This is a genomic window from Staphylococcus sp. 11511212 (assembly GCF_011394755.1).
In the GTDB taxonomy this organism is placed as follows: Bacteria; Bacillota; Bacilli; order Staphylococcales; family Staphylococcaceae; genus Staphylococcus; species Staphylococcus chromogenes.
Genome location: NZ_JAANBQ010000003.1, coordinates 997,648 through 1,013,391, shown reverse-complemented (window position 1 = coordinate 1,013,391; position 15,744 = coordinate 997,648). Strand labels below are relative to the sequence as shown.

The following is a 15,744-nucleotide window of genomic DNA, read 5'->3' as shown; positions in this document are numbered from 1 at the left end:
GTCATTACTCTCATTTTAACGCTTTTATAGCTCTAAAGTCATCTAGTAATATCATTTTGACTGAATGAGAGGCAATAATTTTTTAAAGTAATTGGCTTTACTAGTTTCATATTCTCGAATGGACAAATTTTTGATACTTTGTTTGAAATGTGTAAAATCTTGAATCGCTGTCGTATCATTTGACAATAATTCGTCAATTTCTACATATTGATGGAAAATATCCGTGTTTCGTTGGATAATATGTAAACGAACAGTTTGTTTAAGTTCAATTAAATCATTAAATTTTGCCATTAAAACTTTTTTATGCATCGGTTGGTGGATGCGATAAAAGCTAGCATAGTTTAAACGTTTTTCGTCTAAAGAGGTAATATCATGTAAATTATCAACGCCTACCAGGATATCCAGAATCGGTTCAGTCGGATAATTGAAATGTTTAGTGCCTCCAATATGTTGGGTAGTTTTAATGGGCGTATCTAAAAGATTAAATAATATCTCTCGATAAGTGGCGTATTCTTGCTCAAAGTGAGAGGTTTCAGGTTTAACGGTAAATGGTTGGACATGTCGATACATCGTTTACTCCTTAGTTTAATGTATAAATTCTGAATTACTATATCATAGTTTATTTTGAAGTTAAACACGTTTTTTATGAAGCGCGATAGGAGGGGTGAAATGAAGCATACCCTATTTCTACTAATAATGGTTATAAGTGTCGTTAGTCTTTTATCTGCTTGTGGGCAACATCAAAAACAAGATAAACAACAATTTGATCAACAACTCAAAAAGGTTGAACAAAAAGAACAAGCCTTTTATAAAGCCTATAATGATGCTGATTTTCATGAATTAAAGACAATGCGTCATACAGAAGCAACAGAAGACAATAAAGCAGCTTTTGAACAAAAGCAACGCGTGATGAACGAAAGCGTGCGTCCTAAATGGAAAGCATATCGCAAAGAAGCGCAAAAACTACCGACGCCAAATAAAGATGTAGAGGCACTTAAAAAAGAATATCTAAAAGCCGTCGATAAAAAAGGCCAAAGTTTAAATCAGACTTCTGAATTTATATCGCTATGCTTGGATACGATAAAATCCAATGAAAATATCATAGAGTATACACAAAAATTTGAAAAGCGTCGTAAAAGTGTGGAAGATGAATTAACAGAAGCGAAAGTAACACCCCAAGGACAACAAGATAGTGAAATTTTAGAAAGGGTTTTAGCTAAAAATAATAGTAATATTAAAAAAGAAGTAGAGGACGTTCTTTCAGAAAAAAATGAAATCAAACGTTCTCAAAGATTGAAAAACGAAATTCTCCCTCTTATCCAAACGCACATCAAATCCTTAAACCAAGAGCGAATTCATGATAATACGGTAAATAACGCACGTCAACATGCGATTCAAATGTATTATGAATTAGAAAATTATTATAAAGAACGCGCTAAAAACGCTATAAATAGTGAAAAATTATCTGAAATGAATATTAAACACGTTATTAGAACTTCTGACGAATTAGAACATTATGAAACGACTTATCATCAAAAAAATGATGAATTAGAAAGTCAATTACAGTAACTACTGATACATTTTAAAATTAAGTTTTTAAAATAAGGTTAACAATGACGTAGATTATGTGTATAATGAATACCATTGAGAAATGAGAAAAAGTGGTACGGTAAATATTAATATTAAGTAGAATTGAACTTAGAGGTGAAAAGTATGGCGACAAAGCTGACGTCAATTGATCAGTTTGAACAAGTCATCCAACAGTATCCATATGTATTTGTATTAAAACACAGTAATACTTGTCCTATTTCCGAACGCGCAATGGATCAATTTAATAAGTTTTTATATGAAAGAGATATGGACGGGTATTATCTCATCGTTCAAGAAGAACGAGAATTATCAAATTATATCGAAGAAAAAACGGGGATTAAACACGAATCTCCCCAAGCTTTTTACTTTGTAAATGGTGAGGCGTCTTGGCACGAAAGCCATGATAATATTACTGTTTCCTCATTAGCAAAAGCTGAGTAATTTAGAATAGAACGCTCTTAAGTAAGTCGAGATACTTACTTGTGAGCGTTCTCTTCATTTGTATTAAAGGGCAAAGCAAGGCTATAATGAATAATAATATGATGTCGAGAGGTGACAATATGAAAGTACTCGTTGCGATGGATGAATTTAATGGAATTCTGTCGAGTTATGACGCAAATCGCTTTGTTGAAGAGGCGGTGGATAGTCAAATTGAAGACGCAGATATTGTACAAGTTCCATTATTTAACGGGCGACATGAACTTTTAAATTCAGTATTTATGTGGAAATCAGGGACACAATACCGAATCGATGTACATGATGCTGAAATGAATGAAATTGAAGCGCAATATGGGCAAACGGAAGATGGTCTAACGGTGATACAGGCAGAACAATTCCAAAAAGGCACTGGACATTATTTAAACCATACGAGTTATGGTTTGGGTGAAGTGATTCAACACGCATTGAATAAAGGTGCTAAAACATTTGCGATTTCTGTCGGAGGGACGGATACCTTCGATGGCGGTGCAGGGATGTTACAAGCTCTAGGTGCGGTCTTTTATAATGACGATGGAGAACGTGTGGATATGACAAAAGGCTTGGGTCAAGTGAAACATATTCGACGAGTAGATACTAGTGGCTTACATCCTCAGTTAAAAGATACTCACTTTCAAATCTTAATAGATTTTAGTAGCAAAATGTATGGAAAGCAGAGTGCCATCATGCAAAGCTACAAGACGCTTCACTTATCAAGAGAAGAAGCGGTAGAAATTGATAACTTGCTTTGGTATTTTAGTGAAATTATGAAACATGAATTAAAGCTGTCATTAGGCCAAATTGAACGCGGTGGTGCTGGTGGAGGCATGGCTGCGATATTTAAAACGATGTTTAATGCAGAAATTATGACAAGTCATGAACTTGTAGATCAAATTACAGGACTTGAAAATCTAGTTAAACAAGCGGATTTAATTTTGTTTGGCGAAGGGATTAACGAACGCGATCACGTGATTAACACATCGTCATTAAGAATTGCTGAATTGGCACAACAGTACCAAAAAGTGGCCATAGCGCTTTGCGGCACATCTGAAAAATTTGAGCAGTATGAGAATTTAGGTGTCACAGCGATGTTCAATGCATTCGATGAAATGCCTAATGAATATCCGGATTTTAAGTTAGGTGTGACATTACGTGCTTATACTGTGCAAGTTGTCAAATTATTAAATGCCCACATTTAAATAAAACCGATGAGCAACGAACACTATGTTCGATACTCATCGGTCTCTTTTTATGCTTCTTTTTCAAAGGTTTGAACGATTCCAATTATAACTTTGATAGCTTGAGCCATGACGTCGATAGACGCATATTCGTAAGGCCCGTGAAAATGGTCACAACCTGTAAAAATGTTCGGGGTCGGTAAGCCCATGAATGATAATTGCGATCCATCTGTCCCTCCACGGATAGGCGCTGTATTAGGAACGATATTTAAAGATTCGTAAACGCGTTTCGGAACATCGATGATGTGAGGGTGGGGGTTAATCTTTTCAGCCATATTACGATATTGATCATTAATCACGAGTTGCACAGGATCATAATGATATTTTGCATTCATATGGGCTTGGATATCGATGAGTGTCTGTTTACGTTTTTCAAAACTTTCATGATCATGATCACGTAAAATGTAATGAAGCGTTGCTGTTTCAACGTTCCCTTCTATTTCAGTTAAATGATAAAAGCCTTCGTAATCTTCTGTATGTTCTGGGACTTCTTTTTCAGGTAATTGGGCATGAAACTGCGTTGCTAAGGCTGAGGCATTGACCATCTTGTTTTTAGCCGAGCCGGGGTGGACATTGACCCCTTCAAAAGTGACTTTAGCTTCTGCTGCGTTAAAGCTTTCAAATTGTAATTCGCCTAACTGACTGCCATCCATTGTGTAGGCAAAATCAGCATTGAATTTTTCTACATTAAATTGATGCGGGCCACGACCAATTTCTTCGTCTGGCGTAAAACCGATACGAATAGTGCCGTGCTTTATTTCTGGATGATTTTTTAAATATTGAAGTGCTTCCATGATTTCAACGACACCGGCTTTATCATCTGCCCCTAATAAAGAAGTCCCATCCGTTGTCATTAACGTATGACTTTTCACTTTCACGATATCTGGAAATACCTCCGGATCAATTATTCTTCCGGAATCACCGAGTTGAATTGTGCCACCATCGTAGTTTTCAATCAGTTGCGGATGAACATGCGCCGCATTAAAATCAGGAGATGTATCCACGTGAGCTAAAAAGCCGATAGTGGGCACAGTTTTTGTCGTATTACTTTCAAGGGTGGCAAATAAATAACCATGTGCATCTAATTCGGTTTTGAGCTCCATCGTTTTAAGTTCATCTTCTAATAAATGCAGTAAATCCCATTGTTCAGGTGTTGAGGGTGTTGTTTCACTATGAGGATTGGACTGTGTATTTATTTTGACGTAACGTGTTAGTCTTTCGATGATATTTTCTTTCATGTTTACACTTCCTTATATACGATTGTTCATATGATAGCCTCTTTTATAGGTCTTACCTTTTAGTTTAGCATAGTGGTGTTTTAAACGCGTGTAGATATAGTAAAAAATTTCAGCACATAAAATTCCAAAAGCGATGGCGCCAGAAGTTAATGTCACTTCTAAAAATTGATTGACGGCTTTTGTATATTCGTTTGATACAAGTAAACGGGTGGCTTCGTATGCGGCACCTCCGGGAACGAGGGGAATAATGCCGGGAACGATGAAAATAATGACGGGCCGTTTATAACGACGACTCATCACGTGACTCATAACGCCTAAAATGAAACTCCCGAAAAAAGCGGCAGGGACCGTTCCAAAGTTTAAATCAAGCGTGAATTTATAAATAATCCATCCCATGGCACCTACAAAACCAGCCGCAACAAGTAATTTTTTAGGTGCGTTGAATAGGATTGAAAACAGCATGGTGGCAATAAAACTGATTAAAAATTGAGCGATATAATAAAAAATAGACATCATAATTTCCAACCCTCCTAAAATATAATTAAGACGACTGCGACACCAGCACCAATCGCAAATGCGGTTAATGCGGCTTCCACACCTCGTGACATACCCGCAAGTAATTCACCCGCCATTAAGTCACGAATCGCATTTGTGATTAAAATACCTGGGACGAGTGGCATGACACCAGCAATTGTAATAATATCTTGGTTTACCGTCATTCCTAATTTTGTGAAAGAGGCAGCAACGGCGATGACGACCATAGAACTAATGAATTCAGAAAAGAATTTAATTTGAATATAACGTTGAACAAGGTCAAAGGTTAAAAACGCACCGGCCCCGGCCATTACAGCATAAATAAAATCGTGGGCCACACCGCCGAACATAAATAAGAAGAACCCAGATGCGATAGCAGCAGATAAAAATTTTACAATAAAAGAAAATTGAAGAGAGGCTTGTTCTAAATGTATCAATTCTGTTTTGGCCTCGTCTAAAGTGATTTTATTTTGTGATATTTTTCGTGAAACATTATTTGCGATAGCAATTTTTTCTAAATCTGTCGTACGCTCTCGCACACGAACTAAGCGCGTGTTTGTACGATCATTGAGTGAAAACATAATGGCAGTTGAAGTGACAAAGGCATATGTATCATCCAAGCCAAAACTCGCTGCAATACGACCCATTGTATCCTCAACACGATAGGTTTCGGCGCCGCTTTCTAGCAAAACTTTTCCCGCTAATAAAACGACATCGAGCACTTTGTTTTCATCAATAATTGTCAGTGAATCTGCCATAGAGGTTCCTCCTTATCAACTGAATCAATTGTCAGTCTACATGTGAATGCTAGATGTTGCAAGATTAATCGAAAGTTTCATTTTAATTTAAGGGGCAACTTAATAGAAATGTCCTAGTAAAAGTGGGCGATTTATAATTTATGGCTAAAAAAATTACAGGTTAGGACGTTTAAACTCCTAACCTGTATGCGGAAGATTTGAATTCAATAAAAGATAATGTCGAGATTTGAATATTTTATTAAAATCAATGTCGTTGTTTGTTGAAAGAGGCATGATTTTTAAAATACTTTTGTGGCGATAATAGCTTTATTGTAGCTTGATAATCGGATTAAACATCACTTTGTTACGCCCTTCATTTTTAGCAATGTGTAACATATCATCGGCATCTTTAAATACTTTACGTTGTGATTTATAGTCATCACTTGTTAAATAGCCAACACCGATGGAGACGGATAATTTAATGACAGATTTGTCAGGCAAGTGGAAATTTGATTTTTCAACACCTTTACGAATACTTTCGGCCAATTTGACGCAATCATCTAATGAATAATTTTTAATAACGATAGAGAATTCTTCTCCACCATTTCTAAATATTCTATGTTTTGGAGGGACATAATTTTGTAAAAGATGAGAAATCTGTTTTAAAATGGCATCTCCAGCTTCGTGTGTATGTGCATCATTCACATCTTTAAAACCGTCAATGTCTATTAATAACAAGGCAAGACTTTGTTTTTTTGTATCGGCGCGTTGTGCTAATGCATTTAAATGTCTGTCGAATTCTTTAACATTTCCTAATCCGGTTAAATAGTCGATTGTATTTTCATTATCGTAGCGATCAATTAAAGTGAAAAAGCGATGTAAATCTACGTAAAATAATGCTGTAATCAACGTCGCAACGATGGATAATGGCAGTAAATACAATACTTCAATCGTGTCAAAGTGAGGGACGATTATTGCAATAACAAGTAAAATGACAATACTAATGATATTTAAGATTTGTATCGCAATAATATGATTTTGTTTAATAAAAGGTCCAATTGTACTTACAATCACTGCAATAATAAGTAGTGAAATGGCAAATGTGAGTGTTGTTGAAAGTACAAAATAACTGACAATAGCAATGAGTAACGCAGAAATAAACGTATAAAATGCATTTGTGTATCGACCTAAAAATAATAAAGGAACAAATGAAAGTTGAATGTAATAATGCTCGATGGGGACTGGTTGCAAGGCAAGCAGTAATCCAACGATAGTCATCAATACGCTCATATAACTTTTAGAAAATCTAAAGTCACGCGATTCAGCGTATTGTAACCGATGAAATAAATAGATACCCGCGATGGATACTGATATATTATAAATAATGGCTTCAATCATAGTTATGACTCCTTTACTTAACCCTATGTTATTGTAAGTGAAAAGTTACATTTTGTCATTAAATAATTTAATGCAAGATTAAGATTATTATGAGTAGTGATGCTAACTTAGGTAATTCGTGTTACTATATAATAGGATTGATTATAGAAAGTGCTTGTTTTTTGAATAGGAATAAGTAAAATATAACAGATGAATTAATTTTTAAATTTGTAGGTGAACTGATGTATACACTCACGTTGATTATATTTTCAATGATTGTCAGTTTGATTTTAACACCTATAGTGATAGCGGTTTCCAAAAAGTTAGATATCGTTGATCGACCTAACTTTAGAAAGATACATACTAAACCTATATCTATGTTAGGTGGCTCTGCAATTTTACTCTCTTTCTTTATTGGAATATGGCTCGGCGCTCCAATAGAACGAGAAATAAAACCTCTATTACTAGGTGCTATCGTCATTTATTTAGTTGGGCTTATTGATGACTTATATGATTTGAAACCCGTTTTAAAATTAATTGGACAAATTATAGCCGCGTCTATTGTCGTTGTGTATGGCGTCACTATTGATTTTATTTCGATTCCTATTGGTCCAACGATACATTTTGGCTGGCTAAGTATTCCAATTACTATTTTTTGGATTGTAGCGATTACGAATGCGATTAATTTAATCGATGGTTTGGATGGCCTAGCAGCCGGAGTTTCAACGATTGCTCTTGTAACCATTGCATTTATCGCAATTTTACAAGGTAACATTTTTATTATTATGATTTGTAGTGTTCTGATTGGCTCATTACTCGGATTTCTTGTTTTTAACTTTCATCCGGCAAAGATATTTTTAGGAGACAGTGGCGCATTGTTGCTTGGGTTTATTATAGGTTTCCTTTCTTTATTAGGATTCAAAAATATTACTTTTATTTCACTGTTCTTCCCAATCGTCATTTTGGCAGTGCCATTTATTGATACATTGTTTGCGATGATTCGACGCGTCAAACGAGGTCAGCATATTATGCAAGCGGATAAATCCCATTTGCATCATAAACTGTTGGACTTAGGTTATACTCATCGCCAAACAGTCATATTAATCTATGCGATGGCCATTATGTTCAGTGTCGTAAGTGTCATATTATATCTATCTCAACCTTGGGGTTTCTTTTTAACGGTGCTCCTCATTATCATTACAATAGAGCTTATTGTAGAGTTTACGGGGCTCATTGATGATGATTATCGTCCGTTGCTCAATTTGATTTCAAAACGTCATCCAAAATAAAATCCTGCTACTTAACAGCGAGGAAGGCTTTTAAGTAACAGGATATTTTTATGTCTCGATATCAAAGGCAAGGCGTTTCACAGGATCTTCAGTAAGAACGAATTGGCCTTGTGTATGTTGGTTTAAAAATTGAACAAATGCCTCGCGATCCGATTCGATAACATCAATATCGTAAGTCACTTTATCGGTGTAAACGGTGTCTCTTAAATAAAATGAAGTGGATTGAAGCTCATATTCAAATTTACCGGTTAAATCATAAGAGAGCGTAACGTGAGAAGGGATAGCCGGTTTTAATTCCACGCGACCTGCCGCTTTTATACAATCACGTACAGCTCCACCATAAGCACGAATTAAGCCACCGGTTCCAAGTTTGATGCCACCAAAATAACGCGTAACCACAACAGCAGCATTATGAATATCGTGTTTTTTTAACATTTCAAGCATTGGGACACCTGCTGTTCCACTGGGTTCACCGTCATCGAGCGCTTTTTGAATATGCATCGTGTCCCCAATCGTATAGGCGGAACAATTATGTGTGGCTTCGCGATGCTCTTTTTTCTTAGCTTCTATAAATGATTTTGCTTCTTCTTCAGTTTGGACGGGTTTAATATGAGCGATAAACCGCGATTTACTAATGACATTTTCAATGATGTGTTCACTTTTAATTGTGATGATTGAATCTTCCATAGCACCGGCTCCGATCTTGATTAAAATGTATTAAGATTATTCTTAGCTTAAATGTGAATACTAAAAAAATCAATGGCTTTAATGACTGAAATTTGATATAAAGGATTGTATGATAGTATTAATGTGAAAATATAAATTTATCATCAACGTTACCAAATAAAACGATCGTTAAATAGGTGTGAATGTTGTAAATAATTAGGAGGACATTAAAAAATGAAAATCGCTGTCATGACAGATTCTACAAGTTATATTCCTCAACCTTATTTAGAAGAAAATAATATACGAATTGTGCCGTTAAGTATTACGTTAGAAAATGGCGAAAATCATAAAGAAAACGAAACAATTACAGCAGATGAATTTTATACTGTGTTAAAGGAGTCTGAAACGATTCCGACGACAAGCCAACCCGCGATTGGTGAGATGATTAATGCGTTTGAGGCATACAAAGCTGAAGGTTATACAGACGTCATTACCGTACATTTATCTAGTGGGATAAGTGGAGCTTATCAAACATCTTTACAAGCAGCTAGCATGGTCGAAGGTATCAATGTACATCCCATAGATTCCAAACTTGCATGTATGGTGGAAGGTGCATTTGTGTTTCGGGCAATAGACTTAATTAAAGAAGGTAAGCATATAGATGAAATTCTCGAGGATTTAGAAGATATGCGTCAACACACTGGAGCTTATCTCGTCGTCGATGATTTGAAAAACTTGCGTAAAAGCGGACGCATAACAGGGGCACAGGAATGGGTTGGAAATCTATTAAAAATGAAGCCTGTGCTGACATTTGAGGAAGGGCTTATTGTTCCTTATGAAAAAGTACGCACAAAGAAAAAAGCATTGAAATTAATCGAAGACAAAGCTATCGAATTGTCAAATCAATTTGAACAATCGACAGTTGTTGTGATCGGTGGAGATAATAAGGAAGAGTCACATCGTGTGTTTGAAGATTTAAAAACGCGCTTTCCAGAAAAAAATATCATTTTTTCTGAATTTGGTCCAGTTATCTCCTCCCACTTAGGATTAGGTGGATTTGGTATAGGTGCAGTCAATCGTAAAATTACTGTGCCAGATTACAAGTAATTCATCGCGCTTTCAAAAGAGCAGTAAGCACTCTACATCAAGAGGCTTTACTGCTCTTTTGATATATAAGAGACCTCCTTTTGAAAAAGATTAAAGAAAGAAAAGTAATTTCATTCTTTAAAACGAGTAGAATAGTGAAGGAGGGACGAAATGAAACGGTACGGACAACTAGTGAAGGAGCGCGCGACTTTAACAGATGAAACGATAGAAAAAATCACTTACGGAGTGATCAAAAGAGAAGGAAAATGGTTTTGTGTGCAATGTGAGACAGTGCAAAATCACCATTTTTATCAGTATCATAGCGCTTTTTTTAAGGAGCCTATTACCTATTGTCGCCATTGTATCACGATGGGGCGAATGGATTCTGTCCATAAAGTTGTTTTAACCCAAACGCATCATCAACGTTCAGCTGGAAATTATGCGCTTTCTTTCGAATTATCTCCCCAACAACAATTTGCATCTTCTCAAATTGTGACCGCATTACATGAAAAGAACAGTTTGCTTCTACATGCAGTGACTGGTGCTGGGAAAACAGAGATGATGTTTGAAGCCATTTCAGTGGCACGTCAGAAAGGTTTCAACGTTGCAGTCGTATCGCCAAGGGTAGATGTTGTCATTGAGGTGAGTCAACGGATTTGTCAAACGTTTAAACATGAAAATATTGATGTATTACATCAAGCGAGTCAACAAAAATTTCAGGGTCATTTCATTATAGCGACCGTTCATCAATTGTATCGCTTTAAAAACCATTTTGATGTCATATTTATTGATGAAGTGGATGCTTTTCCGCTTTCTATGGATCCGAATTTAATGCACTGTATTTCAAGTGCAGCACGTAGTGAAAAAACGTTAATTTATATGACGGCCACCCCACCAAAACGTTTATTAAAATCTTTCTCGCCAGAACATATCATTACGTTGCCAGCACGGTTTCATCGTTACCCTCTTGTTGTGCCTACATTTAAATATTTCAAAGTGAAATTTAGACATCGGCAAAGTTATTTGATAAAACATTTAAATCAACAAGTTCAATTACAACGGACGACTTTGCTATTTTTTAGTAATATAGAAGAGATGAAAGATTTTTATAAAACCTATCAATCTTTGCTAAACAGTTTATGTTACGTCTATAGTGAAGACCCAGAGCGCCTCTCTAAAGTTCAAGCACTTCGTGATGGCCATTACAAAATTGTATTAACAACAACTATTTTAGAAAGAGGATTCACAATGCCTTATTTAGACGTTTGGGTAATGGATAGCCACAAGTATACGGCTTCTGCGCTGATTCAAATTGCTGGAAGGGTTGGAAGAATGAAGGTATGTCCAGATGGAACAGTGCTGTTTTATCACACGGGGAGGACGATAGCGATGTATGCGGCACGTCATGAAATTAAACGTATGAATGAGTTGGGAAGAGAAAAGGGATGGATTAAACATTGAAGTGCCTGATATGTCAAACTACGATAGTTGATACACTTTCTTTTCAAACGCTCTTTACACCGCACCCCGTTCTTTGTGAGCGGTGCACCTTAGCTATGAATCAATATCAATTTCAACCAGAAAACCGATGTCAGTATTGCCTCGGAAAAATTGAACAGCAACACTGTGTGAATTGTAGCGTACGTAAGTATCACTATCGTTTCGATAAGATAACTGCCTGTTTTCATTATGAAGGTTTTTATAAATCCTTTTATCACCAATACAAATTCCTCGGCGATGTCGCATTGGCTAAAGTGATTGCGCAAGCGCTTCGAATTCCATACGCTAACTTTGATATGGTGATACCTGTCCCTTCAGTAGAAGAAAATGACCTTAAAAGAACATTTAATCCAGTACAAACGGTATTAGAAGAAGCGAAAATTCCTTTTCAAAACTGTCTTAAGATGAATCAACGTCCTAAACAGTTTTCTCTTAACTTAAAAGACAGGATGAATTTGAAGAATGGCATTTCAATTCAAGGTGACATTCGACTCGAAAACAAACACATTTTACTTGTAGATGATATTTACACAACGGGCCAAACTGCCCATAACGTTGCGGTTAAGCTATTCTCGAAAAAAGTCAGAAAATTGAGTATGTTAACGTTTGCACGTTGACGTAAACGTGGTAAAATATAAGTAAGAAATATATTATAGCAAGAGGTTGAAAGGAGCGAGCACTATGATTAACTTTGAAATTCATGGAGACAACCTCACAATCACAGATGCAATTCGCAATTATATTGAGGACAAAATTGGTAAATTAGAACGATACTTTACGAATGTGCCTAATGCAACAGCACATGTTAAAGTAAAAACTTACCAAAACTCAAGTACTAAAATTGAAGTAACGATTCCGCTTAAAAACGTTACTTTAAGAGCTGAAGAGCGTCATGATGATTTATATGCGGGTATTGACTTAATTACGAGCAAATTAGAACGTCAAGTTCGTAAATATAAAACACGCGTGAATAGAAAAAACCGTGATCGCGGTAATGAACAAGATATTTTCGTAGATGCAGAAGCAACTACACCTGAAATTGACAATGAAACATCTGAATCAGACATTGAAATCATTCGTTCTAAAACATTCGGTTTAAAACCAATGGACTCAGAAGAAGCTGTACTTCAAATGAACTTATTAGGACATGACTTCTTTGTATTCCACGACAGAGAAACAGAAGGTACTAGCATTGTTTATCGTCGTAAAGATGGAAAATATGGTCTGATTGAAACAGAAGCTTTAGATTAAAATTGTATGTTACAAATATAAATGTTGTTACCGAAAGAGCCTATAGCACATCTGTAGGCTCTTTTTTAGTACTAACATTCTGACGTGAAATTATTACGTTGTGGTATATATTACTTAGTATTTTCTTAGACACTAAGTATATGAGTATAAATTTATACCTAAAAATGATATGATGTGTTGTTGTAAGAGAGCACAGTTTATTGCTAAAGGAGCGAAATAAATGGGTTTTTTAACGAAACTGGTTGAAGGTAATAACCGAGAAGTCAAAAGACTTGGAAAACTTGCGGACAAAGTTATTGCCTTGGAAGAAGACATGGCAATTTTAACTGATGATGAAATTAAAGAGAAAACACGCAAATTTCAGGAACAATTGCAAGAAATAGAAGATCGAAAAGAACAGGATAATAAACTTGATGAAATTTTACCAGAGGCGTTTGCACTTGTCAGAGAAGCATCAAAACGCGTATTTGGTATGGTTCCTTATAAAGTTCAAATTATGGGTGGTATTGCGATTCATAAAGGCGATATTGCAGAGATGAGAACGGGTGAAGGTAAAACATTAACTGCCACAATGCCAACGTATTTGAATGCATTAACTGGACGTGGTGTCCACGTTATCACTGTCAATGAATATTTAGCTTCCTCTCAAAGTGAAGAGATGGCGCATTTATATGAATTTTTAGGGCTTAATGTAGGACTTAACACGAATAGTTTACAAACACACGAAAAACGTGATGCTTACGCAAAAGACATTACGTACAGTACAAACAATGAACTGGGCTTCGACTATTTACGAGATAACATGGTGAACTATAAAGAGGATCGCGTTATGCGCAAGTTGAATTTTGCTATTATCGATGAAGTTGACTCAATTTTAATCGATGAAGCGCGTACACCTCTGATTATTTCTGGTGAGGCAGAAAAATCAACATCATTGTATACGCAAGCCAACGTCTTTGCCAAAATGCTAAAAGCTGAAGATGATTATAATTATGATGTACAAACAAAAGCGATTCAGCTTACTGAGCAAGGGATTGACAAAGCAGAACGTATGTTTAAAATTGACAATTTATATGATGTGCGACATGTGGATATCATTCACCACATCAACCTTGCATTAAGAGCGCATTATACAATGGCTCGTGATATAGATTATATGGTATCAAATGGCGAAATTTTAATTGTTGACCAATTCACAGGTCGTACAATGCCCGGACGACGATTTTCAGAAGGGTTACATCAAGCTATTGAAGCTAAAGAATCGGTTAAAATTCAAAATGAGTCTAAAACAATGGCCTCTATCACCTTCCAAAACTACTTTAGAATGTACAATAAATTAGCAGGTATGACAGGGACAGCTAAAACGGAAGAAGAAGAATTTAGAAATATATATAATATGACCGTAACGCAAATCCCTACCAACCGTCCTGTCCAACGTGTGGATCATTCTGATTTAATTTATGTCAGTCAAAAAGGAAAATTTGATGCAGTGGTCGAAGAAGTGATTGAAAAACACCGTAAAGGCCAACCTGTGCTCTTGGGTACAGTTGCAGTGGAAACGAGTGAATACATTTCAAACTTACTTAAAAAACGTGGTATTCGCCATAGCGTACTTAATGCGAAAAACCACGAACGTGAAGCCGAAATTGTAGCAGATGCAGGACAACGCGGTGCTGTAACGATTGCTACAAACATGGCCGGTCGTGGTACGGACATTAAGCTTGGAGAAGGCGTAGAAGATTTAGGAGGTCTTGCAGTTATCGGGACTGAAAGACATGAATCACGACGTATTGATGACCAATTGCGTGGACGTTCAGGTCGACAAGGAGACCGTGGAGACAGCCGTTTTTACTTGTCACTTCAAGATGATTTAATGGTACGGTTTGGTTCTGAACGTATGCAATCCATGATGAATCGACTGGGTATGGACGATTCCACACCAATTGAATCTAAAATGGTATCGCGTGCGGTTGAATCCGCACAAAAACGTGTGGAAGGTAACAACTTTGATGCACGTAAACGGATTCTAGAATACGATGAAGTGTTACGTAAACAACGTGAAATCATGTACGAAGAGCGTAATCGAATTATCGATGAAGAAAGCAGTTCAGCCCTTGTCATTGAAATGTTAAAATCAACACTTGAACGTACGATTCAATATCACGTGAATGAAGATGCTGAAAATCCCGATTATGAACCACTAATTCATTATGTGGAAGATGTGTTCTTGCATGAAGGTGAATTGAAAGAAGAGGAAATCAAAGGCAAAGATCGTGAAGATATTTTCGACATCATTTGGGAAAAAATAGAAAAAGCATACAATCGTCAAAAAGAAGCCCTTGGTGAGCGTATGCCAGAATTTGAAAGAATGATTTTATTACGTTCTATTGATGAACGATGGACGTCCCACATCGATACAATGGATCAATTGAGACAAGGGATTCATTTACGTTCCTATGGTCAACAAAATCCTTTACGTGATTACCAAAATGAAGGTCATGAACTTTTCGATATTATGATGCAAGGCATTGAAGAAGATGTAAGTAAATACATCTTAAAATCAGTTGTGACAGTTGAAGATGACGTGCAACGTGAAAAGACAAAGGAATTTGAAGGTCAACACGTCTCTACGAACGATGGGAAAGAAAAAGTAAAACCTCAACCTATCGTTAAAGAGCACGAAGTAGGACGTAATGAACCTTGTCCTTGCGGAAGTGGCAAAAAATATAAAAACTGTTGTGGTAAATAATAAAAAAGGTAAGGA

General features: G+C 36.2%; 15 protein-coding genes. 9 read left to right on the top strand and 6 right to left on the bottom strand.

The features are described 5' to 3' along the window. Positions 1-51: 51 nt before the first annotated feature. Positions 52-570 (bottom strand): GrpB family protein, encoded by a 519-nt coding sequence (locus tag G8Y84_RS06365; protein WP_119512947.1) that lies wholly within the window; start codon positions 568-570, stop codon positions 52-54. A gap of 99 nt (positions 571-669) precedes the next feature. Between G8Y84_RS06365 and G8Y84_RS06360 the strand changes: the two genes are divergently transcribed. The 3 genes from G8Y84_RS06360 (at position 670) to G8Y84_RS06350 (ending at position 3,263) form a co-directional block, all read left to right on the top strand. Further along, entirely contained in the window at positions 670-1,569 is a 900-nt protein-coding gene (locus G8Y84_RS06360; RefSeq protein ID WP_157946220.1) for an EMYY motif lipoprotein, read from the top strand. 144 nt (positions 1,570-1,713) lie between these two features. Then, positions 1,714-2,031 carry a bacillithiol system redox-active protein YtxJ gene (ytxJ, locus tag G8Y84_RS06355; protein WP_037572519.1) on the top strand — a complete coding sequence of 106 codons (318 nt, stop codon included), beginning with the start codon at positions 1,714-1,716 and terminating at the stop codon, positions 2,029-2,031. A 119-nt stretch (positions 2,032-2,150) separates the two neighbouring features. Beyond that, the gene (locus tag G8Y84_RS06350) at positions 2,151-3,263 is read left to right on the top strand and encodes a glycerate kinase (protein ID WP_037572516.1); all 1,113 of its coding nucleotides are present in this window, start codon (positions 2,151-2,153) and stop codon (positions 3,261-3,263) included. A gap of 50 nt (positions 3,264-3,313) precedes the next feature. Here G8Y84_RS06350 and pepT read toward each other — a convergent pair whose 3' ends face one another. The 4 genes from pepT to gdpS form a co-directional block, all read right to left on the bottom strand. Next, positions 3,314-4,540, bottom strand: coding sequence for a peptidase T (pepT, locus tag G8Y84_RS06345; protein ID WP_165806197.1), 1,227 nt, complete (start codon positions 4,538-4,540; stop codon positions 3,314-3,316). A gap of 12 nt (positions 4,541-4,552) precedes the next feature. Continuing rightward, positions 4,553-5,056 (bottom strand): threonine/serine exporter family protein, encoded by a 504-nt coding sequence (locus tag G8Y84_RS06340; RefSeq protein WP_103158917.1) that lies wholly within the window; start codon positions 5,054-5,056, stop codon positions 4,553-4,555. A gap of 14 nt (positions 5,057-5,070) precedes the next feature. Continuing rightward, positions 5,071-5,832, bottom strand: a complete 762-nt coding sequence (locus G8Y84_RS06335; RefSeq protein WP_037572509.1) for a threonine/serine exporter family protein — start codon at positions 5,830-5,832, stop codon at positions 5,071-5,073. Between the two features lie 306 nt (positions 5,833-6,138). After that, positions 6,139-7,209, bottom strand: a complete 1,071-nt coding sequence (gene gdpS, locus G8Y84_RS06330; RefSeq protein WP_105962958.1) for a GGDEF domain-containing protein GdpS — start codon at positions 7,207-7,209, stop codon at positions 6,139-6,141. Positions 7,210-7,430: 221 nt separating this feature from the next. Here gdpS and G8Y84_RS06325 point away from each other — a divergent pair, with 221 nt between their 5' ends. After that, the gene (locus G8Y84_RS06325; protein ID WP_037572505.1) at positions 7,431-8,477 is read left to right on the top strand and encodes a glycosyltransferase family 4 protein; all 1,047 of its coding nucleotides are present in this window, start codon (positions 7,431-7,433) and stop codon (positions 8,475-8,477) included. A 48-nt stretch (positions 8,478-8,525) separates the two neighbouring features. On the opposite strand, the gene G8Y84_RS06320 is transcribed toward G8Y84_RS06325, so the two are convergent. After that, the gene (locus G8Y84_RS06320) at positions 8,526-9,164 is read right to left on the bottom strand and encodes a YigZ family protein (protein ID WP_037572503.1); all 639 of its coding nucleotides are present in this window, start codon (positions 9,162-9,164) and stop codon (positions 8,526-8,528) included. Between the two features lie 213 nt (positions 9,165-9,377). Here G8Y84_RS06320 and fakB1 point away from each other — a divergent pair, with 213 nt between their 5' ends. The 5 genes from fakB1 (at position 9,378) to secA (ending at position 15,729) form a co-directional block, all read left to right on the top strand. Further along, entirely contained in the window at positions 9,378-10,250 is an 873-nt protein-coding gene (fakB1, locus tag G8Y84_RS06315; protein ID WP_165806196.1) for a fatty acid kinase binding subunit FakB1, read from the top strand. A 150-nt stretch (positions 10,251-10,400) separates the two neighbouring features. Beyond that, positions 10,401-11,690 carry a DEAD/DEAH box helicase family protein gene (locus G8Y84_RS06310; protein WP_107366481.1) on the top strand — a complete coding sequence of 430 codons (1,290 nt, stop codon included), beginning with the start codon at positions 10,401-10,403 and terminating at the stop codon, positions 11,688-11,690. A 95-nt stretch (positions 11,691-11,785) separates the two neighbouring features. Continuing rightward, the gene (locus G8Y84_RS06305) at positions 11,786-12,346 is read left to right on the top strand and encodes a ComF family protein (protein ID WP_172458451.1); all 561 of its coding nucleotides are present in this window, start codon (positions 11,786-11,788) and stop codon (positions 12,344-12,346) included. A 64-nt stretch (positions 12,347-12,410) separates the two neighbouring features. Next, a complete protein-coding gene (gene hpf, locus G8Y84_RS06300; protein ID WP_037572494.1) occupies positions 12,411-12,980 on the top strand; it encodes a ribosome hibernation-promoting factor, HPF/YfiA family in 570 nt (189 codons plus the stop codon). Between the two features lie 220 nt (positions 12,981-13,200). Beyond that, positions 13,201-15,729: a preprotein translocase subunit SecA gene (gene secA / locus G8Y84_RS06295; protein WP_165806195.1), complete on the top strand. Its 2,529-nt coding sequence runs from the start codon at positions 13,201-13,203 to the stop codon at positions 15,727-15,729. Positions 15,730-15,744 lie beyond the last annotated feature (15 nt).